A 22,155-nucleotide genomic window follows, 5' to 3' on the forward strand; every position below is an offset into this window, starting at 1 on the left:
GAGGGCTGACATATGAAATTAACTATTAGTGGCAAGAGCGTTCGTTTCGAAGCGAATGCTCTTTTTCCTGTTAAGTATAAAAAAGAATTTCAACGTGATATTTTTAAAGATTTAAAGTACATCGAAAGTATGCAAAATATCAACGCTAGTAATTTTGAACAGTTTGATATGGATGTTCTTTATAATATCGTGTGGACGTTAGCATGGTTTGGCGATCGTACGATACCAGAAAGAGACGAATGGCTTTTGTCTTTTAATGAATTCAACGTATATGAGGTCCTTCCACAGGTGATTGATTTATTAACGGAATCTTTAGCTACTACTAAAAAAAAGAATCATCAACCACAAAAGCGCAAAAATCAGAAACAATATCGTTCGAGGAACTAACAACAGAATTATATTTAGTATTGTGTAGATCAGCCAAATTATCACATGAGGATATGACTATGATGACAATAGGCATGTGCTTAGATTATATCGACGAATTTAATGATTTACATTACAAGGAAAGTGAAAAGCCGAAAGCACGAAGAGCAACACAAGCGGATATTGAAGCATTAAAAGGGCGTTAATCAACGCTCTTTTTTATTGTGCGCCCGGCATGGGTGTAGTCTCTAGGGTGAAAGTCCCGAACTGTGAAGGCAGAAGTAGCAGTTAGCTTAACGCAAGGGTGTCCGTGGTGACGCGGAATCTGAAGGAAGCGAGCGGCAAACTTCCGGTCTGAGGAACACGAACTTCATACAAGGCTAGGTATCATTGGATGAGTTTGCAATACAAAACAAAGTCCTTTCTGCCGAAGGTGATACAAAGTAAATGAAGCAGATAGATGGAAGGAAAGATTGCACTCTTACCCGGGGAGGTCTGGTTGATACGCCAAGTACACTTGGTAACCTATCTAGTAATGGATAGCTGAACAATCAGAAGTCAGCCGAAGTCGTAGTACTTGGTTTGCTCGAGAGAATCAAGGAAGGACTGAACCATTTTAGGAGAACAAACACTCGGCAAACGGTTCTTTATGTATGAAAGCAGAAAATTCTTACGGAACCTACCTGAAAGGAAGAAATGGTGAATTCCATGGGGGACTTCGGGAGGGCTTAGTAAAGAACCCACTTAATGAGAATGTATTGTTCACGTAGAAAGGATAAATCTCAATGTTAATGGAACGAATGCTGTCACGGGAAAATCTTTTATTGGCATTAAAGCGAGTAGAAAAGAACAAAGGAAGTCATGGAGTAGACAATATGTCCGTAAAAGACCTACGAAGACATATTCTCGAAACGTGGGATACACTTAAAACATCCTTAATGGAGGGTACTTATCAACCTTCTCCTGTCCGTCGGGTTGAAATCCCAAAACCGAACGGTGGAGTAAGGTTATTAGGTATCCCAACCGTGACAGACCGTTTCATCCAACAGGCGATTACTCAGATTTTAACCCCTATCTTCGACCCGACTTTTTCAACACAGAGCTATGGTTTTCGACCAAACAAACGAGGTCATGACGGTGTTAGACAAGCGAAGAAATATATCGAAGAGGGATACCGATGGGTAGTCGACATGGACTTGGAGAAATTCTTTGATAAAGTCAATCATGATAGATTAATGCGGACTCTATCCAAAAGGATTCAAGACAGAACGCTCCTATCACTAATTCGGAAGTATCTACAGTCTGGCATTATGATTAATGGAGTCATAACGAAATCCGAGGAGGGTACGCCCCAAGGTGGACCATTAAGTCCTTTACTCTCCAATATCGTTCTAGATGAACTAGACAAAGAGTTAGAAAAGAGAGGGCACAAGTTTGTCCGATACGCAGATGATTGTAATATCTACGTAAAATCGAGAAGAGCCGGAGAGCGAGTAATGGACTCGATTACTACTTTCATTGAATTTACTCTAAAACTAAAGGTGAATCGAGAAAAGTCAGCTGTAGACAGACCTTGGAAAAGAAAGTTTTTAGGTTTTAGCTTCACATTTCATAAGAAACCGAAGGTGCGGATGTCAAACCAAAGTATTCAACGTGTCAAGAAACGGATACGAGAATTAACTTCAAGGTCAAAACCAATTCCAATGGATTATAGAATAGAGAAGCTGAATCAATATTTGATTGGCTGGTGCGGATATTATGCATTAGCAGATACACCCACTATTTTCAAAGAATTAGACGAATGGATTAGAAGGCGTCTCAGAATGTGCCAATGGAAAGAATGGAAGAAACCAAAAACCAAAGTAAGAAAACTCATTGGATTAGGGATTCCAAAAGAGAAGGCATACGAATGGGGAAACTCTAGAAAGAAATATTGGAGAATAGCCAGAAGCCCAATCCTACAGAAAACCCTCACAAACTCCTATTGGGAGATGCGAGGGCTGAAGAGTCTTTATGTGAGATATTCTCAACTACGTCAGACATAAATGGAACCGCCGTATACGGAACCGTACGTACGGTGGTGTGAGAGGTCGGGGGTTAGTCACCTCCTCCTACTCGATTGTCTTGGTAAAGGTATGTGAGAAAATGGCAGACAGAATAAAAGGAATCACAATAGAAATTGGCTCAGATACGGTAGGATTACAAAATGCTTTAAAAGATGTCAATAAGCAAAGTAGGAAGCTTCAAACTGAACTAAAAGACGTAGAGAGACTTTTAAAATATGATCCGGGAAATGTCGAACTTCTCGCTCAAAAACAACAACTCTTAACGGAGCGTATTGAAGCGACATCCAATAAATTAAATCAGTTAAAGGAAGCGCAAAGTCAAGTTCAAGCACAATTTGAACGTGGTGAGATTGGTGCAGAACAGTATCGTGCGTTTCAACGCGAGATTACCGCAACAGAAGGAGCTCTAAACGGCCTTCGAAATCAATTATCTAACATGGAGAAAGAACAGGAACGTGTTGCAAGCTCCACTCGTCAATTAAACACGTTGTTTGAAGCTACAGGAACTAGTGTAGATCAATTTGCAGACTCCTTAGGCAATCAGCTTACAAATGCTATTCGAAACGGCACAGCTACTTCCAGACAACTTGACCAAGCAATAGAACGTATTGGTCGTGAAGCATTAGGAGCCAATGTAGATTTAGGTAGATTACGAAATGCATTATCGAGTGTGGATGACGGTGCTTCTTTAAGATCGGTAAGGCAGGATTTGAATCGTCTTTCACAGGAGGCGGATAATGCTGAAGAATCCGTCAAAGGTTTAGGTTCTGAAATTGGAGGTCTAGCTGCAGGATTAGCTGCTGGTGGTGGCATAGCAGGAGCGGTTGAAAAATCATTAAGTAATTCGGAATTAAAAACGAAAATTGATATTACTTTTGATGTTCCGAAATCATCAATAGAATCAGTTCGGCAGGCAGTTACGGCAATTGAAGCCTATGGTGTAGATGGAGAAGCAGCGCTCGAAGGTGTTCGACGACAATGGGCTCTAAATAAGACAGAAAGTGATGAAGCAAACGCTTCTATTGTAAAGGGAGCAGCTGTAATTTCTCAATCCTATTCAGGAGTTGATTTTACTGAATTAATTCAGGAAACGAATGAGTTAGCTTCTGGATTAAAAATATCTAATCAAGATGCATTAGCATTAACAAATGCTTTATTAAAAGCAGGATTCCCACCTGAACAATTGGATACTATCGCAGAATATGGAGTGCAAATGAAACAAATTGGATTTTCTACCAAGGAAATTCAAGCGATATTTGAAAAAGGTATAGATGTAAAGTCTTGGAACGTAGACAACCTAAATGATGGAGTCAAAGAAGCACGATTGCAAATGGCTGGATTTGGCGCAGGTGTTGACAAGGCCATGAATGGATTAATTAAGCAATCTGGTATATCTGTTGATAAATTCATAGGATGGGGAAAAGCAGTAGCAGAAGGTGGTAAAAAGGGTTCAAAGGCCATGAGTGAAGTGGCTACTTGGCTTGATGGTATCAAGGATAAAACATTAAAAAACCAATTGGCTACAAAGGTGTTTGGTACAAAGTGGGAAGACCAAGGACCTAATATGATTGCTGTGTTTAAAGGTATTGCGGATGCCCAGGACAAAACAAAGCAAAATCAAAAACTATTAAATGAAGCCATATCAAAATTTGATGCTAATCCTGCGGTTCAAATGAAACAGGCCATGACAGAACTAACCACTGCATTGCAACCGTTATTAACTACAATTGCTGGAGTTATTTCGAAAATAGCAGAATGGGTGTCCAATAACCCTGTTCTTACAGCAACTATTGTTGCTGTAACAACTGCAATTGGAATTTTAGTAGGAATATTTTTGACATTGAGCCCGTTAATTTCAGGAATAACCGTAGCACTCCCAATTTTAGGAACAGTTTTTACTGCACTTACAGGTCCGATTGGAATAATAATTGCAGCGATAACTGGTTTAATTGCGATTTTTGTAAGTTTATATAAAAAGAACGAGGACTTCCGAAATAAGGTAAATGAAATTTGGAGCGGTATCAAAAATGCTTTCAAAGTCTCTCTGGAATTCATTGGCAATATTGTCCATAAAGTTATGTCAGAAATCACAACTTTTTTTGATTCTCAGTTAAAGAAAATAAAGGATTTTTGGCGTCAAAATGGTGATTCAATTTCTAAAATAACGAAATCTTTTCTAAATATCTGCACATCCGTTATTAAATCTGGAATGGGAATTATAAAAGGGGTTTTTCAGGCGGTTTGGCCGATTCTTTCTGGAGTGGTCAAAATTGCATGGGGAGTTATACGCGCTGTTATAAGCACAGGTGTAAATCTTGTTTTAGGTATTATCCGCACTATGAGCAGACTTTTACAGGGAGACTGGAAAGGTGCATGGGAATCCATAAAGAAAACTGCTTCAAATATATGGAAAGACATTGTTAAAATCTTTAAATCTATTAATTTAGTACAAATCGGGAAAAATATTATCAACGGATTAATTAAAGGTATAAAATCGATGATTTCAGCTGTGAGTAGTGCAGCTAAGAGTATAGGAAAATCAGTCAAGAATGCCTTTTTAAATTTCTTCGATATTCATTCTCCATCCCGTGTAATGAGGGATGAAGTAGGCTATTGGATCACAGAAGGTCTCGCTAAAGGTATTAAAGCTAATACCAATGCTGAAAAAGCCGCAAAAGAAAAAGCCCAAGCGATTGTTAAAACGTATAAAAACAAGCTGAAAGAACTTGATACAAAATATAATGCTGGTATGATCAGCACAAAAAGCTATGTGGATAGTCTGAAAAATCTACAAAAAACTTATGGTAGTATCTCTGGGGCAACCACTACTATTCAATCTAAGATTGCTAAAGCTCAAACGAAACAAGCCGAAAAGGAGCAGAAAGAACGCCAAGAGAAACAAAGGAAACTAGCTAAATCATTTAATGATGAGATGAGTAAACTTTCCTATCAATACAATGCAGGTATTTTGTCTGATGAAGCTTATATTAAAAAGCTAAATGCTATGAAGTCCAAGTACGACAATGTGACAAATGCTACCGTAAAAATTGATGCTAAGATAGCTGACATTAAGAAAAAGCAAATAGCGGAGCGATTTAAGGACGATAAAGCATATTACACTCAAAAGTCCAAAGACGCTAATGTTTCTATGCAGCAAGAATTAGACATCTTAAACAAACTTTCTAAGGGATATAAGAAAAATAGCGATGAGCGTATTTACTTTGAGAATCTAGCGAAAGAGAAAAAGCAAGAAATTGCCGAAGCTAAAAAGAAAATCGATGAGGATTACTTATCAAAAGTACAGGAGCTTAATCAGAAGTACATCGATGAAGAGAAAAAATTAACAGAGGCTTATCAAAAAGCTGTCGATGACCGAGCAAAATCTCTATATAGTTTTGCTGGATTGTTTGACGAGATATCACTTAATGCAGAAATTAGTGGAGAACAGTTGCTTGCTAATTTGCAGGGCCAAGTGACCACATTCGAACAATGGCAAAATAATATTGCCGCCTTAGCAGCAAGAGGTGTGGATGAAGGATTAATAAAAGAACTTCAAGAAATGGGTCCTAAATCATCTGCAGAAATTGCAGCATTAAATACTTTGTCTGATGAACAATTAGCTCAATACGTAGACTTATGGAAACAGAAATCAAATCTTGCCCGTACAGAAGCCATCAGCGAATTAGAAGGTATGCGGATTGATACTGCTAATCAGATTGTGGCTCTGCAGGAGGAAACTGCTAAACAATTGGCAGCCTATCAAGCTGAGTGGAAAAGCTCAATGAAGAAGGTAGTTGGAAATGCAAAAAATATGCAAAGTCAAATGCCAAGCATTGGTGCAAATGCTGTCCAAGGTTTGATAGATGGTATTAATTCTAGAAAAGCTGCACTAGAGGCAGCAGCTGCAGAATTGGCAAAAATCGTTGCCGGAACGGTTCAATCTGATTTGGACATCCACAGTCCATCACGCGTATTTAAAGGATTTGGTATTAATGTCAATGAAGGATTTATCCAGGGCTTACAACAATCTGCAGCCCGTTTAAAAAACACCATGCAGGATGTGTATGGAAGTTTAGCCAATAGCGCTCAAAAGGTCATGCAGTCATCTTCCACAGTAACGAATAATTCTAGAACGATTGATAATTCTAAGGCTCAAAATAATAATATTGTTATTCAAACGACTGAAAGCCCAGAGCGTGCATTACGTAGGGAATTAGACCGATTAGCCTTTAAATTTTAGGAGGTGGCGACTTGATTATTAAAGAATTGAAGATTACTAATGCTAGTGGCGAGTCGATTCAATTCGGTCGTCACTTTCGTTTATATGAAGATATTGATTTATCCTCATTAAAGGCTGATGTGAATTATTCAGAATCAAGTGGTGATGGAGCAAGCTATCAGCGAACACGTCTAGATGTACGAGATTTCAATGTTCCTTTTTTTATTTATCGGGAACTAGATGGCTATGTTTGGATTGAGGAAAAACGACAAGAAGCCTATAGGGTGTTTAATCCAAAAAAGAATCCTATGAAGCTCGATTTCACCACAAAAAGCGGAGAATCCTATTATCTTAACGCTGAATTAATGGCAGCACCTGAATTTCCGTCAGATTTTGAAAATAGCAATCTGGTATGGCAAAAAACTCTTTTACAGTTTAGTTGCAGTGATCCTTATATTTATAAAGCGGACGAAAACCTAGTGGAAATCGCTACATGGATCGGGGCTTTTGAATTTGCTCTTGAGATTCCTGCTGATACCGGAATCGAGATGGGATATCGAAGTCCTTCATTGATTGCTAACGTGTTTAATGATGGTCAAGAATCCACGGGCATGATCATTAGGTTTAAAGCAAATGGGAGCCTATCAACTCCATCGTTAATCAATGTAAATACTTATGAGGAATTTAAGCTGAATTTAGACATGCTCCCAGGGGACATTGTGGAAGTCTCAACTTATAAAGGTAAAAAATATGCTAGGTTGACCCGTAACAATGTCATAACGAGTGTATTCGGCAAAGTTGATTTATCCTCCACATTCTTGCAGTTGGATACAGGGGATAATTTATTTCGATATAACGCAGTCAGCGGTTTAGATAATCTCGAAGTATCCATGTACTTTAAATCAAAATTGATAGGGGTGTAGAGGATGGATCTTTATGTATTTAATTTTTCTTTTGAAAGAATCGGAATTATAGACAACTATCAACAATTAGAAATCACAATCAATTATAAAAAGCACAGCGAACTAGACCTAATTGTGGATGCTACCTCCGAAAATATCGACTATTTCCTTAATAATAGTGACGATGTGATTTTGACAAAGGCTAATGATACTAGTAGGGGCTACATTATTGACAGTGCTAAATATGCTGATGCTTCAAAGTCCACAATCGAAGTCTTTTGCAAGTCATTAGGCTATTTATTAAATCGTAGAATCATAGACGGCCAGCAAACATATTCGGGAACCGTCGAGGATGCTTTACGTTATTTTGTAGATAAAAACGCAATAAATCCAAGCAATCCTAATCGCAAAATCCCTAATTTAATATTAGGGAATAAAAATGGTTTTACTACTTCAACAACTGAAGCTTTTAGCAATAAATATCTCGACGAATCCCTTTGGGAAACATGCGTAAAGTTTGATCTTGCTTATGATATTTTGATGGATATAGCAAATAAGAAATTTATTTTTACCGTATGGCAGGGTGTCGATCGTACCACAGAGCAAACGATAAGAGATGTGGTTGTTTTTGCTAAAGAGTTTGATAATGTGCTTAGTCAGAACTATGTGGATGACAAATCAGACTATCGAAATGTCTGCATCATCGCTGGTGAAGGTGAAGGAACAGCCCGAACATATTTAATCGTAAATGATAGCGTCACAGGTTTAGATCGTCATGAGATGTTTGTGGATGCCAGGGACTTACAAACAGAAAATGAGGATGAAACGACAATCCCACAAGATCAATATGAAGCCATGCTTAGAGAACGGGCAAATAGTAAATTAGCAGAAAATGAACGTGTCCGTACTTTTGAAACCGATGTAGATTATAATTCTCAATTTGTCTATGGGGTCGATTATATTTGTGGCGATAAAGTCACCATACGAAATGATGAGATTGGGGTTGTCATGCATACTCGCATAGTTACGGCTACCGAAAAATATACGAAGGCTGGATTTGAATTGAATATTGAGTTTGGATCAAATGTTCCAAAGCTACTCGACAAAATTAGAAAAGTGGTGAAAAACTAATGCCTATTAGAAGCGGGTTTTTTAATTCTGTTAATGGTGACAGGAGGTACCAAGCTGATTTTTTCGCAATGTTCTTTGGCACTTTAATTGGCAATGGCGTATTTCCTAATCCGTCCACAGGATTGCAGGTTTTGGCAAATCAGAATATGACAGTAACCATTAAACCAGGTAAAGGATGGATTAATGGGTATTTTTTTGTGAATGATTCTGATTACAATTTAACTATTGAAAATGCCGATGGGGTACTAAATCGTATTGATCGTATTGTGCTGCAGCTTAACTTTTTAAATCGAGAAATCGTTCCGGTTGTTAAAAAAGGTACTTTTGCATCCAGCCCGGTTGCTCCGACATTAAAGCGAGATGCTGACGCTTATGAAATTGCTTTAGCTGATATTTATGTAGGTAAGGGAGTACTATCAATCTCTCAAGCTAATATTACTGATGTAAGGCTTAACAAAGACCTTTGTGGGATTGTTAAAGGCCTCATTGATCAAGTAGATACGACAACCATATTTAATCAATATCAAGCTTGGTTTGCGAATATTACTGGAAGTACTCAAACAGAAATTGATACTTGGAAAACTCAGCAAGAACAAGATTTTGATACTTGGGAAGAAGGAAGAAAATCTGAATTTCAAACATGGTTTGACTCGATTCAATCCATATTAGATGGGGATGTTGCTGCTAATTTAGCTTCGAGAATATCTAATTTAGAAAATGATGTTGCTAGACATAAGGCGGATTATACGCAGCACCCAGGAGAAGGAGATACAGCAGGAAGTAACAATGCCTATACTTTAACCCTTAACCCTGCGCCTACTTCTTACGTTAAGAATCTAGGTGTTTTAATAACTGTTCATGCTGACTCAACTGCGGCAGCAACTTTAAATGTAAATAACCTTGGTGCGAAAAAATTATTAAGATCTAATGGAAATGCCGTTACTAATCTAAAGGCAAACGGTGTCTATCATTTTCGATATAACCCTTCGGCTGATTCAGGTAACGGGGCTTTTATGTTTGTGGGTGAAGGTGGTGAATACGGAAACGTAACCGCAAAAGACGTTAGAAATACAAAAACATTCGGAACGGAAAATGGGATTGAACAAGGAGCTTTAGATTTAACAAATTTAGTTGCTTCAAATATTAAACAAGGTGTAACTATTGATGGAGTGGTTGGAACACTTATGGATAGTAATAAAAGTGACTTAGCATTAAGGGTGTTAAGCACTTTTGACTTTTCCTATAAGGGTTCCAAATTATCCAATATTGGGGATGATGGTATTGTCTTTACTTGCTATAACAACTCGGTCGGAGGGATATATTTTTTACAAGCCGTCTGCAAAACAGAAACATGGGCAGCTTCCAACAATATGGGGTCACAGTTAACTTGTGTGGAAAGAAGTAAGGACAGTGTCTATTTCGGAACACAAAATGGAAGAGTATATAAATACTCTATCGTTAAAAATGCCGTAGGTACACAGTCATGGTATTACAGCCTTCCAAGTCAAAATATTCCTGATGATATTTCCGTTTCTCCAGATGGTTCATTAATAGCGGTAAGTGATAGAAGCTTAGCAACGTTACACATACTAAAAAGCGACGGTACTTTATTAAAGGATATCCCATTGCCCGACTATGCAAGAAAAGTTATTTTTGACCCAAACGACAATAACATTGTGTATTCTATTGCTTCTGGCGTTGCCAGAAAAATAGTTATTAGTAGTTCTAGATTGCAATGGGAAACGGGTACTGGGATTAGTTATGACATTTTTAAACCTAAAATATTCAATAATAACTTATATTTCGTAACGACAAATAGTATGGGTTATAAGTTGAATACTTCTAATGGGGCAATTATTGAATCTGGTGTTAGTGGTGTAGGAATGCCCGCGTTTGACAAATTCGGAAATGTTTTAATGGCAACTGGTCCATATATAACTTATTTAAGCAATGAAACATTAAGAGGAACGCAAACTAGACTAATGGCTATTAGTGGATCTGAGATAGCAACAAAAAACAATTATGGATATGTAAATGATGGGAATGGCGTAACTTATTTTAATATCTATTACGGCTTAAATGTAGGAGGGTAAACAATGTGGATTCTTGTTAATGAAAACAATGAAGTGGAAACAATAAATTATTTAGCCGAAAAGCCTAGTGACGAGTTTATAGAATATAACGGAGTAGTTCCTGTAATAGTTGAAGAGTTTGGGAAACGTGGATTTCACTATTATAATGGTTCTTCTATTGAAGTTCGATATGAATCGAGACCACTAACAACAGATGAAAAACTGCAACAATTTGAAGAAAACTTTGATCAAGCAGTTATGGAATTAACGATGGCAATTGCTGCACAAGGGAGCGTGTCTTAATGTTTACATCTGAAAGTGTTGTTGCAAAAACTTGGGCAAAAGCAGTATTGAAGGGAGAAAAGAAAGTTGAAGAAGTTCCTTCTCTTTTTAACTTGGTTGAAGTTGTGTCAAGGCTTGTTGAGGGAGGTGAAACAAATGTTTAATCAAGATTCAATTTGTGTAAAGGTTTGGTTTACAGCGGTTTTAGCCGGAACATACAAGTATGAAGATGTGCCAAATCTTTCAAACTTACGTGATGTAGTAGGGAAAAAATTAACCGAAATTGGATATGACATTAACAACGAAACACCTGCAGCATAAGGTGTATTTTTTATGCCTTCATTGATCTAGTTAAGCTATACTATGACTAGTAAATGGGGGGTGTAATAGTGGAAGAAATAAACCATAAAATTGAATTATCCTGGGATGAATATCAATTATTAAAATCTGATTCAAAAAAATATCATAACCTTCACAGATCATTATTAGAGTACATGGGTTATGAAGACGAATATTTGATTACTCGTGCTGGACTGAAAAAGTTAAAAAGAGATGATTTAGTCACAATTGTTCTAGAACAAAGAAATATGATAAGAAAACTAATAGATGATTTAGATCCATTAAAAAGAGATGCACATATTGATGCTTTAGACAATCTCTATATGGATAAAGGGAAGGAATAAAAGACCTTCCTTTTTATTTTGTTATTATTCCGCATACGGAAGATTATCCGCAACATACAGATAGAGAAATGCCACGTGCCGAGCGTGGCTATTTTATTTAAGGAGTGATTATTTTTGGATAAAATCTTTAAAACTATTATTACTGTATTAGGAGCACTTGTAGGCTATTTGTGGGGGTGGTCGCCGTTGTTACCGATTCTTTTAATCTTCGTTGTTCTGGACTATATAAGCGGTATGATGGCTTCTGCCACAGAAGGAAAATTATCAAGCAAAATTGGTTTTAAGTCAATTCCAAAGAAAATCATGATATTTGTTATGGTGGCAATCGCTCACTTAATAGATGGTGCATTCGGAGATAATCACATGTTCCGAGATGCAGCCATCTTTTTTTATCTTGCTAATGAGCTTTTATCAATAATAGAAAATGCGGGAAGGTTAGGCTTGCCGGTTCCAGAACAATTGATACAGGCTATTGATGTTTTAAAAGGGAAATCGAAGGGGGAGGATTGATTATGTCATTTATATCTGAAATCGCTCCACATGCTCAACGAATTCATAAAGAGTATGGCATCTTAGCTTCTTTGGTCATAGCTCAAGCTATTCTAGAAAGCAATTGGGGTAAAAGTGGACTAGCAGTCAATGGTAAGAATCTTTTTGGTATTAAAGGTTCTTATAATGGTCAATCAATCACGATGCAAACTACAGAATATAAGAAAGTAAATGGCGAAAATGTTCCTTACCCAGTAAACGCAGCATTCCGGAAATATCCATCTTGGTATGAATCATTATGCGATCTTGCTAATCTGTATAAAAACGGAGTGAGTTGGGACCGTAATAAATATAAAAATATCATTGGTGAGACTGATTATAAAAAGGCAGCGAAGGCAGTTCAATCGGCAGGATATGCTACTGATCCTAAATATGCAGAAAAGATTATATCCACAATTGAATCAAATAAATTGACTCAGTATGACAGTGTTATTATGGATAATGCTAAATCCTCAAATAAGTCTAAAGTAGAAAAAGTTAATGGCATTAAAGTCTTGGGACAAATTCAAATTGATAATGTATCAAATGCTGCATTTATTTGCGATAAACCTTCAAGTACCAAATCAAAAAATCTTGATACCGCTAAGAAAGGCAGTATTTGGCCAATTGCCGGTAGTATTCCAGGATGGTACGAAATCATTTATAAAGGTCGTCGCGCCTACGTGAATCAGAAATACGCTAAAAGAATATAATATTTTTACATCAAGACTCCACATTAAAAGCCCTTCTCATACGAGAGGGGCTTGATTATTATCAAACTACAATATAAATATGGAATATTTCGACAAAAAGAGCTACAATAGTAAAAAAGACATGTAGGAAAGATCCTGTACATGTCACAAAACATATTCTATTAATATTATATTGTACTTTCATTTTAAAATCCATAAATATAATATTTTTTTGTGCACATAGGATTTTTTCCTACCATTATGGGAGGAAATTAACATGGATCATAAGTGGGTAAAGATTTATAATTACAAATTTAACACACCTAAATTAGATGTAGAAAACAACAATTATCAGGAAGAAAGATTTGATGAGGATCACCTTATCCCATTTATTTTAAGGATTATGGACTTGCCCTTACAAAATAGAATTTACGACACAGGTGATAAGGTAATGACATTAGAAAGTTTTCAACAAAGTGATGATGCTGATTTTTATGAAGGATGTTTTACTTCTGCGAGATATGGTGCTGTAACTAACCTTGTACATAGGAGAACATTTGCAAAACGACAAAGTGATAAAACAGTGGATGAAGGCGATGAAAATAATATTTATTTTGTCATAGAAAGAGCAACTGGTCGCCTTTTTTTACAGAGTGACGGCCAACGCTTAGTTACAAGAAATTCAATTGATACTTATTTGAGGAATTTCCTCCCAATTTTTAATAATGATATGGCTCAATTAAATAGACAAATACAACCATTAATGATTACACCTGGAAACCTATTTACAATAACAACAATATATTCAGAATCATTTTTTGAAGAAATAGGTAAACTTGTAAGGATTAAAAAAGCAACAATGCAAATAAAATATAACCAAGATATTAATAGCGATGTTGTTAATGCTATAAGAGCTGGTGCAGAAGGGGTAGCTGGAGCTGACACGATTGAATATTCAATTATAAATAAAGAGAGAGGAGGCAGTATGAGAAGGATTGAACAATTCATTAGAAATCTCGAAGAGCTTGATAAGTATGAAAAAATAGTTGTGGAAGGGTCTGAAGAATCAGGGAGAACAAAAGCAATAAAAATTGAAGACCATCCAAAGGATTTTTCTGTAAAAGTAAATGTTAATCAAAATGGAATTATTAGTTTCCAGGAACTCATTGATGGGATTATAGATAAGGTGAAGAGAAGGGCTATTTAGGAGTTGAACTATTATGGCGGTGGGGAGACCCAATAGACGATCAGTTAATTATGATTTAATACAAATAATAAAGAATTACTTTAAAATGTCTTCTAAAAAGGAAATTCGCTTTGATACATTAGTACCTTTTATTATCTCATGTATTGTGGTTTTTTGTATATATATATGTAATCTGAATATGCTTAAAGTACTGCAAGACGTTAATGATGTAATAATATCTGTTATGTCAATACTAGCTGGATTCAATACTGCTAGTGTTGCGATTATTGCTTCTAGCAATCCATTGGGGATTGCTGAGTCAATGGATAGTCAGGGAAATAACCAAGAAGGACGTAGATTGTTAAATAGTTTAACTAGTTATTTTAGCTATGCAATACTATTACAATTATTTATTTTGATAGTAAGTATCATAGCATCAGTAGTTTTAAAGTTTTTTCACATAAAAATCATAGAGGACAACATATATTTTTTTATATCTTTAGCTTTAATTTTTATTCTTTGGTTTACACTTGTTTTAAATTCGCTTTTAATAACATTGAGAAATGCTTCAATACTACACAATTTCATTTTATTTTTAGCTAAGCGTAATTAATATCAAAATTGATTACTTCTTTCAACAAAAACTTAAGCCCTTCTCTTAATTGAGAGGGGCATTTTTTATTGGAAAACTTATCGATTTAGGAAGGAAAATAAAAACTTTTGTCTAATATGGTAATAAAATGGAAAGGAGTGTTTGATAAATGAGAATTGTACCTCATTGTGGGGCGTGTATGCAGCCATTAAAATCATCTCAACATGCAATTTTAGATGATGCTAATGGTTTGATTCACAAAAATTGTGCTGGTGGACGGATGATTAAAGACCAAGGAACTGTTGATGAATTGATAGACAGACATCCTAAATGGCTTGGAGATTTAAGAAAGTATTATCCAAAGCGTAATTTTAAATTGATTAAATAAACCCCTAATCTTTAGATAGGGGTATTTTTTTATATACCGAGCAAAAAAGATAATTGTTCATTAAATTTTATTTTTAGCAGGGATTTTTTACTATGTGTTGAATCAAGATTTATAAACTGTTATTAAAATTTGAGAGGAGATAAAAATGTCGAATTCAGTATGTTTAAATAACCTAGGTAAATCGAACGAATATCCCATAATATTTATTGGATCTGGAATTTCAAAAAGATATTTACATAGTTATCCGAAATGGATTGAATTATTAAAAGAATTTTGGGATATTGTGGAACCGGAAAGAAATTTTTATGCTTATTTAAATCAATTAAAAAAGAACTTAAAACAAAAAATACAAAATGAATTAGATTTAGATTTTATTACATATGTTGAAATGGGTTCTATTTTAGAAGATAAATACAACACCAAATTTTTTAACTCAGAAATAAAAATAAATGATTTTTCTCAAGAAGAAGCTTTTTTTAGTAATATTTCCCCATTTAAAAAAGCTATAGCAAATAGATTTTCCCATTATGCAATTAAAGAAGAAATGTACGATGAATTTTTATTATTTCAAAAGGTTTTAAATAAATCACAGATAATATTGACAACAAATTATGATAATTTTATTGAGGATACATTTCATGTTTTTAAAGAAAAAAACAGACTTAAAAAGTTTATCGGTCAACAAGGTTTTTTTCAAAAAACTACTGATTGGGGTGAAATATATAAAATTCATGGGTGTGTGGAAGAACCATCGTCTATAATAATAACAAGGGATGATTATACTACATTTGATAAAAATTCTGTTTTAATAAGTGCAAAAATTATTTCTTTATTAATAAATTCCCCCATAATTTTTTTGGGATATTCTTTGTCAGATAGAAATATAAGGAAAATAATAAGGGATTTCTCATCTTCACTCACTTCAAAAGAAAAAGAATTCATGAAGGATCGAATAATTATCATAAACTGGAAAGAAGATGAAGAGGAATTAATTGAATATAAAAAATCAGATGATGATTTAGATTGTACATATACAGTAATTGAAACAGACAACTATAGCTTTATATATAAAGAACTACTTATGATTAACCAAGGTGCATATCCTTCTGAAGTTCGAAAGTTCCAAGATCTAATTAAAGAATTAATTATAGATCGAGGAAAGAAAGGTGCATTAAAGTCTTTATTAATTTCACCACGTGAATTAGACGAAATATCTGAAAGAATTAGTGACGAAAATTTAGTAGTTGCACTCGGGGACACGACTTATATTTTTAAATTACCTGATGTGATGACTTATATGCAAGATTTCCTTGCGGATACAAAACATATTCATACAGATATTGCTTTAAAATTTGTATCAATACAACCACCTAATGCAAGAATTCCTTTTTTTAAATATCTAAAAGATGTTGATATAGAATATACATCTTTAAATGCGGTTGAAAAAGAAAAATTAAAGCAGAGAATACTACGATTCGGGCAAGTAAAAAACTCTATAGAGAAAATTAATAGTTCTCATCAGAAAATGTTTGATTCATTAGAAGATATTTTAGCAGAAGATTATAAGGAATTTAAGGAGATGGACGTGATTGCATATAATATTGAAAGACTTAATTTGGATGACGTTGAATGTTATTTGAAAAATAAATTAAATTTCTATAAAGAGAATGGAGTTCTTACTTTAAATTCTGCTTTTAGAAGGCTTTCTGTGGTATTGGATATTATGAAGTACAAATAAAAAGTGACTAACGCCTAACCCTTCAAGGATTGCCATTAGCCACTTCAATATCTTACGAGTATAGAATATGATTTTTCATTAATTTTGTCAATGTAATTTACGCCTATTTTCATATATCAAAAATTTTACATTAAAAGTCCGTTATGGACTTTTTTGATTGTGTAAAACAAGAACAAATGTTTGTGTAAAAAGAAAATCTAAGATACAATAAGAACTATAGTTCGTATTTTGAGGGGGTCTAATCGATGAAAGGTTTATTATTGAACGCTGTAGAAACCGGTGAAAAGCTTGAAATGATTTATCAATCCAATAAAGGTGAAATAACTCAACGTATTATCAAAGTGGAGAAAGTCGGGGAAGATTATTTCCGTGCCTATTGCTTCACGCGAAAACAGGTTCGAACATTTAGCATGAGTAACATTTTATCGATTGGACCTCTTAGAAGATATAGAAGGGGAGCTTAACATGGATTCGGATAAGATTAAAGATCGTGGTTTGATTAAGTGGCATGGCTTCTTCATGCCTGAACATGTGGAAGGACTAAAACAAATGTGGATTGATCAGAAAAAAATCCAAAAGCCTTTACTGGATGATTATCAAGTGCAGGAGTTTGAGGAACGTATCCGTTTTGCTAAAGAAAATAAATTACCAGTAACTTTTACGGTGTACGACAATGGCCTTGTAGAGACATTTACAGGTATTGTGTATTCTGTGGACCAAATAAAGCAAAGAATAAAGCTTTTACTTGACCCAACCACTGTCGAGTATATTTTGTTTAGTGAGATCATGAACGTTCAAATGAACGATTAAAACCGCCCAGAAATGGACGGTTTACTTTTTAAATACCTAATAATTCTTTTTTCTTAGCTGCAAATTCTTCCTCGGTGATAATACCATCATCTAATAATGCTTTAAATTTTCTTAGCTCTTCTGCAGTATCAATTTTTTGATTTACTTGTACTGTTCCAGAATTTTTATTAGCTAATATATTTTCTACATAAGCTTTGATTTCTTCAGCCATTAGTTGTTCTTTTTTAACGAACATCACTGTATTTTCATCTTTAGTTGCTGCAAATACTCCTCCTTTACTTTCTCTGCTGCCCATAACAAGAAATTGAATATATCCACTAGTCAAACCAGCTTTTTTTAATTGAACGCCAGTAATGTTGTTTATATCCAAAGTTTTTTCTCCATCTAACCCATGATTAGCTAAGTTCATGAATCCTTTTCTTTTAATTCTTAGAAAATTACCATCTAATGTAATAGTAGTCTTTCCTGCACCTTTAAAATCGAATTCTTTCATTTGTCTTCCCCCTCAAAATCATATAAATCATCAACTTTCTTGTTTAATAATCGAGCTAAAACATATGCTTTGTCAATGGGAATTAATGATTCACCAGTTTCATATTTTCTCAGCTGCCTAACTGACACATTGAGCTTATTTGCAATAAAATCTTTCCTTAACCCACTGGATTTTATATTTTTTTCAATATTAGGAGTTAACTTCATTTTATCATCACCAATATTTATATTCTTTAAAACTTGTCTTTTTCCTTTAAGAATTTAAAAGACAAAAAAAACTCCTTTAAAATTCATGTAGACATGCATTTTTAGTTCATACACCCATACACTGTATTAACACGAATGCTAAACAGTAGATAATGAGAATCAACATAGATTTTACTGTTTAGCTACTTCATTCCTTAAACAGATTCATAACAGTATGACTAATGCATTTATCCTAATATAAATGCTTAAATATAAACAAAAATAGAATCTGTTTAAAATGAGCGAAGCGAATAGAGGAAAGGGGGAGTGCGAGGGGGAAACCCAACAAAATATTATAAGGAGATGAAATTTATGTTGAATAAAAAAATAGAGGTTATTCCATTCAATGAATTTATGAGCCGGCCAGCCCATCCAATTGAAAGAAATTTACCTCTACAAACAAGTATATACTCATTTTTTCCACCTATTACTTTAAAAGCTTTTTTTCCATTACATGACCCAACTTTTGTACTCTTCACCTTAGCGTGTGGAACGGTAGTTGTCATTGCATTAACAGAAAAAATCCTTGCTATCAATGGATTAACTGGAATCGCAGGCAACATATCAAGTTTCTTAAAATTTGCTTTCCCTATAGGTTCTTTCGGATTAATTTTTTGGTTCTTATTTCACATTTAAGGAGGATAAACATGAGAGTCTTGGAAATGGTAGCAAAGCTACATGAGAAATCTCTATTAAAAAAAGCCTTTAAAAACGCTGGATTGATAAATAAATATAAAAGTGGTGATAAGGAAATCACCATTTATCCTAAAATCCACAGTGTTCAATTTGATTATAAAGATAAAAAGACTATTTATACCTTTTCACTTTTAAATGGAATGGATCCTAAAGAGGTAAAGAAAAAAGAATATGTTTTTCAGCAACATTTCGGTAGGAATATTGAATTAGAAGGGGACTTAAAGAAGTTTGTTCTAACGGTATTCCAAAAGTCCATGCCAAGCGAATTTACTTATAATTTTAAAGAAATACAACCCGTTATAGCTCCTTTTAAACTTGGAATCATCTGTGGGATAAACCGGAATGGTCAGTATATAGCGTTTGATTTGTTAAAACAACCTCATATTTTAATAGCCGGGGAAACAGGTTCCGGAAAGTCTACACAGCTGCGTTCCATCATAACGACTTTTATTAAAACGAAACGTCCAGAAGAAATGGAACTATACCTGGCTGATTGTAAAAAATCTGAGTTTCATATTTTTCGCAAGGTTGAACATGTTCAATGTGTATTGAGTCAGCCCAGGGATATTAGCAAGATGCTGCAACACATCAAAAAGGAGTTAGATGAACGTAGCGATTTAACAGAGATATTTGAAGTAAGCCATGTGGATGATCTTCCTCCAGAGCAAAGACGACCATATATAGTTGTATGTATTGATGAATTTGTAATGCTACGTAAAGATGAAACCATCATGGATATTCTTACTGAAATTGTAGCCATCGGAAGGACGCTTGGTGTGTTTGCTATCCTTTCCATGCAACGACCAAATGCACAAGTCCTGGATACTACTGTTCGGGCAAATCTAACTGTTAGCATGGGTTTTAAACTTAGAGATAAAGTTGAATCTCGCATTGTAAATACTCCAAATGCTGAAAAAATAGAAGTCAGTGGACGATTTATTATGAACAGTGACAAACTATATGAATTGCAAGCTCCTTATCTTGATATAGAGAAAGCGAAAAAATTATTAAATCCTTTTTATGTTTCAAAAGAATTAAAGGAAGTTAAAGAAGAACCGTCTAAACTTACTGAAAAGGATGTGTTTAATGATGTTAACCAATAGGGATAAAGCTATCATTAAGGACCTCAATAAATTTCGTGTCATGGATCGCGATTCAATAGCAGAACTTCACTTTTCAAATTTAAAAAATCCCAAATTAGCTGCTAATAATGTCTTACTTAGATTGTTTCGAGATGGAGAAATTCAAAGATCAAACGCATTTGTGCCATATGTATACTTTGGACCGAATGTAGAAATCAAAAAGAATTCGCAAAAAATAAGTCATTTTCTTGCAATATTAAACACTTACAAAGAAATTCGCCAACTTGGCAGAATAGATACTTTCTTGGTTGAACCAAAGTACAGTAAAAAGGGAAATGCTGAACCAGATATATATTTAAATTTCCGAAAAACTGGTTTTTTCATTGAAGTACAAAAAACTTTATACTCTGAAAAACAAATGCAAGAAAAGATGGAACGATATTTGGATTTCCACAGTTTAGGGATTATGGAGCCTTTCCCGCATGTATTAATCTTATCTGAGCAACGATATGCGATTGATGATAATTATCCATTTAAAGTATTTCAGGCAGAATCCTTCACAAAGTTTATGGAAGAACTAAAAGGAAATACAGTTGTACCAAAAGTAAAACAACCTAGTATAAAAAGAGTAGTTAGTTCATAAAATCATGATCAAAGAAAAGCTTATCCATCAAATTATTTACTATCCCATTAAAATACCCGTAAACGTTCTTTACTCTTTTCCCAGCTTTAATCTTCATAACCAATTCTTTGAATGCCCTTTTTCCAATAGTTATTAACTGAAGGTCGGTAAATGCTCTACTGCCATCCACATGATTGACGATAGCATTATTTTGCTTTACTACTTTCCAAAATTCTTGAATGGTTTCAGCTTTTTGATAATAATAACTTGTTAACTTGGCAAAGCTTTCTGGTACCCAATGAGCAACAAAATTGGCATGTGAAAACGACACGCTCTTACGTTTATTATTATTATTTTGTTTTAAATAACCAGAAGTTGTTTTAATGGTCGGACACTTCTCGGACTTTTTAGGAGGGATCTTGTCGGACACATCATTTTTAGCTGGAATGATCTGAATAGCATTGGCCGTTTGAAGCATATCCTTTTTACGCTTCATTGGAATCTGACGGATCATTCCTAGCTCTTCTAATTTTTTCATTAATCGTTGAACAGTTTTATAGGAAAGTTCAAGTTTTTCAGCAATGGTGTTTTTAGACATATAGCTGACACCGATTTGCTTGCAGCTATGACGTTTTAAAAGTTCCAATAATGCAATTAGTCTTGATTGTACGTCAGAACGTGATACGGTCGATTTAATGACCTCTCTGTAATTGCGAACTGTTTTATTCATATCTTCAATATCCTTAAATGTTGAAAGGTTGTGGAAAGAATCCGCATTGGCTATTACTGTAATGTGTTTCTTCATATTATTTATGTCCCCTTTTGGAAACAAAAAAGCAACGGCCTTATAAAGCAAACCGTTGCGAAGAAACCCATAGTGTAATAAACTACACCTAATGGTACAGCAAGTGTTTGCCTAGTCTAAGTAGGCGGACGGTATAAGAGTGTTGGTAGCACTACTTATACACGCTGTGCTTTTTTGTTTGATATTTTTACACATTATTTACACAACGTGTCAGGGAACTATTGATAAATCAACGTTTAAAGCTGATTTTAAACGTCCTCCGAGGGCGCTAATAAAGGTGAAAAACACTTGTAAATTTTTATAAGTGTTTTTTTTTATTATAATGATGATGAGAAAACGTTAACGTTAAGAAAAGAAATGTAAGACAAACATTTCAGCGAAGCGCATCCCTAATGTTAACACGAGTAATAATAACTTAGAGTTCCGTCTAAACTACAATACAATTCCATCATTATTCTTCTTTTACCTGCAATAATTTAGATGTTTTTCTTCAAGTGCTTGCGTATTCTTATAATTCCTTCCTCAATTGCAATTCAAACGCGAGCTCTATTATAAGT

General features: G+C 34.7%; 24 protein-coding genes and 1 pseudogene. 22 read left to right on the top strand and 3 right to left on the bottom strand.

All coding sequences use genetic code 11. The features are described from left to right. Nucleotides 1–12 precede the first annotated feature (12 nt). The 19 genes and pseudogenes from NSQ59_RS07485 to NSQ59_RS07575 all read left to right on the top strand — a co-directional run bounded on the left by NSQ59_RS07485 (nucleotide 13) and on the right by NSQ59_RS07575 (nucleotide 17,655). Nucleotides 13–387, top strand: coding sequence for a hypothetical protein (locus NSQ59_RS07485; RefSeq protein ID WP_340830509.1), 375 nt, complete (start codon nucleotides 13–15; stop codon nucleotides 385–387). Nucleotides 388–446: 59 nt separating this feature from the next. Beyond that, nucleotides 447–572: a hypothetical protein gene (locus NSQ59_RS07490; protein ID WP_340830511.1), complete on the top strand. Its 126-nt coding sequence runs from the start codon at nucleotides 447–449 to the stop codon at nucleotides 570–572. Nucleotides 573–1,151: 579 nt separating this feature from the next. Further along, nucleotides 1,152–2,411 carry a group II intron reverse transcriptase/maturase gene (ltrA, locus tag NSQ59_RS07495; RefSeq protein ID WP_055737770.1) on the top strand — a complete coding sequence of 420 codons (1,260 nt, stop codon included), beginning with the start codon at nucleotides 1,152–1,154 and terminating at the stop codon, nucleotides 2,409–2,411. Nucleotides 2,412–2,511: 100 nt separating this feature from the next. After that, entirely contained in the window at nucleotides 2,512–6,672 is a 4,161-nt protein-coding gene (locus NSQ59_RS07500; RefSeq protein WP_340830513.1) for a phage tail protein, read from the top strand. 11 nt (nucleotides 6,673–6,683) lie between these two features. Further along, the gene (locus NSQ59_RS07505; protein ID WP_340830515.1) at nucleotides 6,684–7,574 is read left to right on the top strand and encodes a phage tail family protein; all 891 of its coding nucleotides are present in this window, start codon (nucleotides 6,684–6,686) and stop codon (nucleotides 7,572–7,574) included. Nucleotides 7,575–7,577: 3 nt separating this feature from the next. Next, nucleotides 7,578–8,684, top strand: coding sequence for a siphovirus ReqiPepy6 Gp37-like family protein (locus NSQ59_RS07510; protein ID WP_340830517.1), 1,107 nt, complete (start codon nucleotides 7,578–7,580; stop codon nucleotides 8,682–8,684). Then, entirely contained in the window at nucleotides 8,684–10,777 is a 2,094-nt protein-coding gene (locus NSQ59_RS07515) for a hypothetical protein (RefSeq protein ID WP_340830519.1), read from the top strand. Before NSQ59_RS07510 ends, NSQ59_RS07515 begins: the two co-directional genes overlap by 1 nt. A gap of 3 nt (nucleotides 10,778–10,780) precedes the next feature. Further along, on the top strand, nucleotides 10,781–11,059 hold the full coding sequence (locus tag NSQ59_RS07520) for a hypothetical protein (protein ID WP_340830521.1): 279 nt from the start codon (nucleotides 10,781–10,783) through the stop codon (nucleotides 11,057–11,059). Then, nucleotides 11,059–11,202, top strand: a complete 144-nt coding sequence (locus NSQ59_RS07525) for a hypothetical protein (protein WP_340830523.1) — start codon at nucleotides 11,059–11,061, stop codon at nucleotides 11,200–11,202. The genes NSQ59_RS07520 and NSQ59_RS07525 overlap by 1 nt, the downstream gene beginning before the upstream one ends. Then, the gene (locus tag NSQ59_RS07530) at nucleotides 11,195–11,359 is read left to right on the top strand and encodes a hypothetical protein (protein ID WP_340830525.1); all 165 of its coding nucleotides are present in this window, start codon (nucleotides 11,195–11,197) and stop codon (nucleotides 11,357–11,359) included. Before NSQ59_RS07525 ends, NSQ59_RS07530 begins: the two co-directional genes overlap by 8 nt. A 68-nt stretch (nucleotides 11,360–11,427) precedes the next feature. Further along, a complete protein-coding gene (locus NSQ59_RS07535) occupies nucleotides 11,428–11,721 on the top strand; it encodes a hypothetical protein (protein WP_340830526.1) in 294 nt (97 codons plus the stop codon). Between the two features lie 114 nt (nucleotides 11,722–11,835). Next, nucleotides 11,836–12,231, top strand: a complete 396-nt coding sequence (locus NSQ59_RS07540) for a phage holin family protein (RefSeq protein ID WP_340830529.1) — start codon at nucleotides 11,836–11,838, stop codon at nucleotides 12,229–12,231. Between the two features lie 2 nt (nucleotides 12,232–12,233). Further along, nucleotides 12,234–12,701 (top strand): annotated as a pseudogene (locus tag NSQ59_RS07545) (glycoside hydrolase family 73 protein); the annotation flags it as partial. 517 nt (nucleotides 12,702–13,218) lie between these two features. Continuing rightward, the gene (locus NSQ59_RS07550; RefSeq protein ID WP_340830530.1) at nucleotides 13,219–14,148 is read left to right on the top strand and encodes a hypothetical protein; all 930 of its coding nucleotides are present in this window, start codon (nucleotides 13,219–13,221) and stop codon (nucleotides 14,146–14,148) included. A 13-nt stretch (nucleotides 14,149–14,161) separates the two neighbouring features. Next, the gene (locus tag NSQ59_RS07555; RefSeq protein ID WP_340830532.1) at nucleotides 14,162–14,740 is read left to right on the top strand and encodes a hypothetical protein; all 579 of its coding nucleotides are present in this window, start codon (nucleotides 14,162–14,164) and stop codon (nucleotides 14,738–14,740) included. Between the two features lie 148 nt (nucleotides 14,741–14,888). After that, nucleotides 14,889–15,107: a hypothetical protein gene (locus NSQ59_RS07560; protein ID WP_340830534.1), complete on the top strand. Its 219-nt coding sequence runs from the start codon at nucleotides 14,889–14,891 to the stop codon at nucleotides 15,105–15,107. 145 nt (nucleotides 15,108–15,252) lie between these two features. Further along, nucleotides 15,253–16,845 (top strand): SIR2 family protein, encoded by a 1,593-nt coding sequence (locus NSQ59_RS07565; protein WP_340830535.1) that lies wholly within the window; start codon nucleotides 15,253–15,255, stop codon nucleotides 16,843–16,845. Nucleotides 16,846–17,090: 245 nt separating this feature from the next. Beyond that, on the top strand, nucleotides 17,091–17,309 hold the full coding sequence (locus NSQ59_RS07570; protein WP_340830537.1) for a WYL domain-containing protein: 219 nt from the start codon (nucleotides 17,091–17,093) through the stop codon (nucleotides 17,307–17,309). A gap of 1 nt (nucleotide 17,310) precedes the next feature. Then, entirely contained in the window at nucleotides 17,311–17,655 is a 345-nt protein-coding gene (locus NSQ59_RS07575) for a YolD-like family protein (RefSeq protein ID WP_340830538.1), read from the top strand. A 28-nt stretch (nucleotides 17,656–17,683) separates the two neighbouring features. Here NSQ59_RS07575 and NSQ59_RS07580 read toward each other — a convergent pair whose 3' ends face one another. Both NSQ59_RS07580 and NSQ59_RS07585 read right to left on the bottom strand, forming a co-directional pair. Next, complete coding sequence (locus NSQ59_RS07580) at nucleotides 17,684–18,148, bottom strand: DUF4429 domain-containing protein (RefSeq protein WP_340830540.1); 465 nt, start codon at nucleotides 18,146–18,148, stop codon at nucleotides 17,684–17,686. Continuing rightward, nucleotides 18,145–18,354, bottom strand: coding sequence for a helix-turn-helix transcriptional regulator (locus NSQ59_RS07585; protein ID WP_340830542.1), 210 nt, complete (start codon nucleotides 18,352–18,354; stop codon nucleotides 18,145–18,147). The genes NSQ59_RS07580 and NSQ59_RS07585 overlap by 4 nt, the downstream gene beginning before the upstream one ends. 351 nt (nucleotides 18,355–18,705) lie before the next feature. Here NSQ59_RS07585 and NSQ59_RS07590 point away from each other — a divergent pair, with 351 nt between their 5' ends. The 3 genes from NSQ59_RS07590 to NSQ59_RS07600 are packed head-to-tail and all read left to right on the top strand — an operon-like array spanning nucleotide 18,706 to nucleotide 20,814. Next, entirely contained in the window at nucleotides 18,706–19,029 is a 324-nt protein-coding gene (locus NSQ59_RS07590; protein ID WP_340830544.1) for a hypothetical protein, read from the top strand. Nucleotides 19,030–19,040: 11 nt separating this feature from the next. Further along, nucleotides 19,041–20,192 (top strand): FtsK/SpoIIIE domain-containing protein, encoded by a 1,152-nt coding sequence (locus tag NSQ59_RS07595; protein ID WP_340830546.1) that lies wholly within the window; start codon nucleotides 19,041–19,043, stop codon nucleotides 20,190–20,192. Next, on the top strand, nucleotides 20,176–20,814 hold the full coding sequence (locus NSQ59_RS07600) for a hypothetical protein (protein ID WP_340830548.1): 639 nt from the start codon (nucleotides 20,176–20,178) through the stop codon (nucleotides 20,812–20,814). The genes NSQ59_RS07595 and NSQ59_RS07600 overlap by 17 nt, the downstream gene beginning before the upstream one ends. On the opposite strand, the gene NSQ59_RS07605 is transcribed toward NSQ59_RS07600, so the two are convergent. Continuing rightward, the gene (locus tag NSQ59_RS07605) at nucleotides 20,804–21,598 is read right to left on the bottom strand and encodes a winged helix-turn-helix transcriptional regulator (RefSeq protein WP_340830549.1); all 795 of its coding nucleotides are present in this window, start codon (nucleotides 21,596–21,598) and stop codon (nucleotides 20,804–20,806) included. The genes NSQ59_RS07600 and NSQ59_RS07605 overlap by 11 nt on opposite strands. Between the last annotated feature and the right edge of the window lie 557 nt (nucleotides 21,599–22,155).

Source organism: Margalitia sp. FSL K6-0131 (assembly GCF_038008735.1).
Classification (GTDB): Bacteria; Bacillota; Bacilli; order Bacillales; family Bacillaceae_C; genus Margalitia; species Margalitia shackletonii.

Bases quoted from the DNA above. Each gene is read 5' to 3' on its own strand.
- NSQ59_RS07485 (WP_340830509.1), top strand. From the start codon at position 13: ATGAAATTAACTATTAGTGGCAAGAGCGTTCGTTTCGAAGCGAATGCT.
- NSQ59_RS07490 (WP_340830511.1), top strand. From the start codon at position 447: ATGATGACAATAGGCATGTGCTTAGATTATATCGACGAATTTAATGAT.
- ltrA (WP_055737770.1), top strand. From the start codon at position 1,152: ATGTTAATGGAACGAATGCTGTCACGGGAAAATCTTTTATTGGCATTA.
- NSQ59_RS07500 (WP_340830513.1), top strand. From the start codon at position 2,512: ATGGCAGACAGAATAAAAGGAATCACAATAGAAATTGGCTCAGATACG.
- NSQ59_RS07510 (WP_340830517.1), top strand. From the start codon at position 7,578: ATGGATCTTTATGTATTTAATTTTTCTTTTGAAAGAATCGGAATTATA.
- NSQ59_RS07515 (WP_340830519.1), top strand. From the start codon at position 8,684: ATGCCTATTAGAAGCGGGTTTTTTAATTCTGTTAATGGTGACAGGAGG.
- NSQ59_RS07520 (WP_340830521.1), top strand. From the start codon at position 10,781: ATGTGGATTCTTGTTAATGAAAACAATGAAGTGGAAACAATAAATTAT.
- NSQ59_RS07525 (WP_340830523.1), top strand. From the start codon at position 11,059: ATGTTTACATCTGAAAGTGTTGTTGCAAAAACTTGGGCAAAAGCAGTA.
- NSQ59_RS07530 (WP_340830525.1), top strand. From the start codon at position 11,195: ATGTTTAATCAAGATTCAATTTGTGTAAAGGTTTGGTTTACAGCGGTT.
- NSQ59_RS07550 (WP_340830530.1), top strand. From the start codon at position 13,219: ATGGATCATAAGTGGGTAAAGATTTATAATTACAAATTTAACACACCT.
- NSQ59_RS07555 (WP_340830532.1), top strand. From the start codon at position 14,162: ATGGCGGTGGGGAGACCCAATAGACGATCAGTTAATTATGATTTAATA.
- NSQ59_RS07560 (WP_340830534.1), top strand. From the start codon at position 14,889: ATGAGAATTGTACCTCATTGTGGGGCGTGTATGCAGCCATTAAAATCA.
- NSQ59_RS07565 (WP_340830535.1), top strand. From the start codon at position 15,253: ATGTCGAATTCAGTATGTTTAAATAACCTAGGTAAATCGAACGAATAT.
- NSQ59_RS07570 (WP_340830537.1), top strand. From the start codon at position 17,091: ATGAAAGGTTTATTATTGAACGCTGTAGAAACCGGTGAAAAGCTTGAA.
- NSQ59_RS07575 (WP_340830538.1), top strand. From the start codon at position 17,311: ATGGATTCGGATAAGATTAAAGATCGTGGTTTGATTAAGTGGCATGGC.
- NSQ59_RS07580 (WP_340830540.1), bottom strand. From the start codon at position 18,148: ATGAAAGAATTCGATTTTAAAGGTGCAGGAAAGACTACTATTACATTA.
- NSQ59_RS07585 (WP_340830542.1), bottom strand. From the start codon at position 18,354: ATGAAGTTAACTCCTAATATTGAAAAAAATATAAAATCCAGTGGGTTA.
- NSQ59_RS07590 (WP_340830544.1), top strand. From the start codon at position 18,706: ATGTTGAATAAAAAAATAGAGGTTATTCCATTCAATGAATTTATGAGC.
- NSQ59_RS07595 (WP_340830546.1), top strand. From the start codon at position 19,041: ATGAGAGTCTTGGAAATGGTAGCAAAGCTACATGAGAAATCTCTATTA.
- NSQ59_RS07600 (WP_340830548.1), top strand. From the start codon at position 20,176: ATGATGTTAACCAATAGGGATAAAGCTATCATTAAGGACCTCAATAAA.
- NSQ59_RS07605 (WP_340830549.1), bottom strand. From the start codon at position 21,598: ATGAAGAAACACATTACAGTAATAGCCAATGCGGATTCTTTCCACAAC.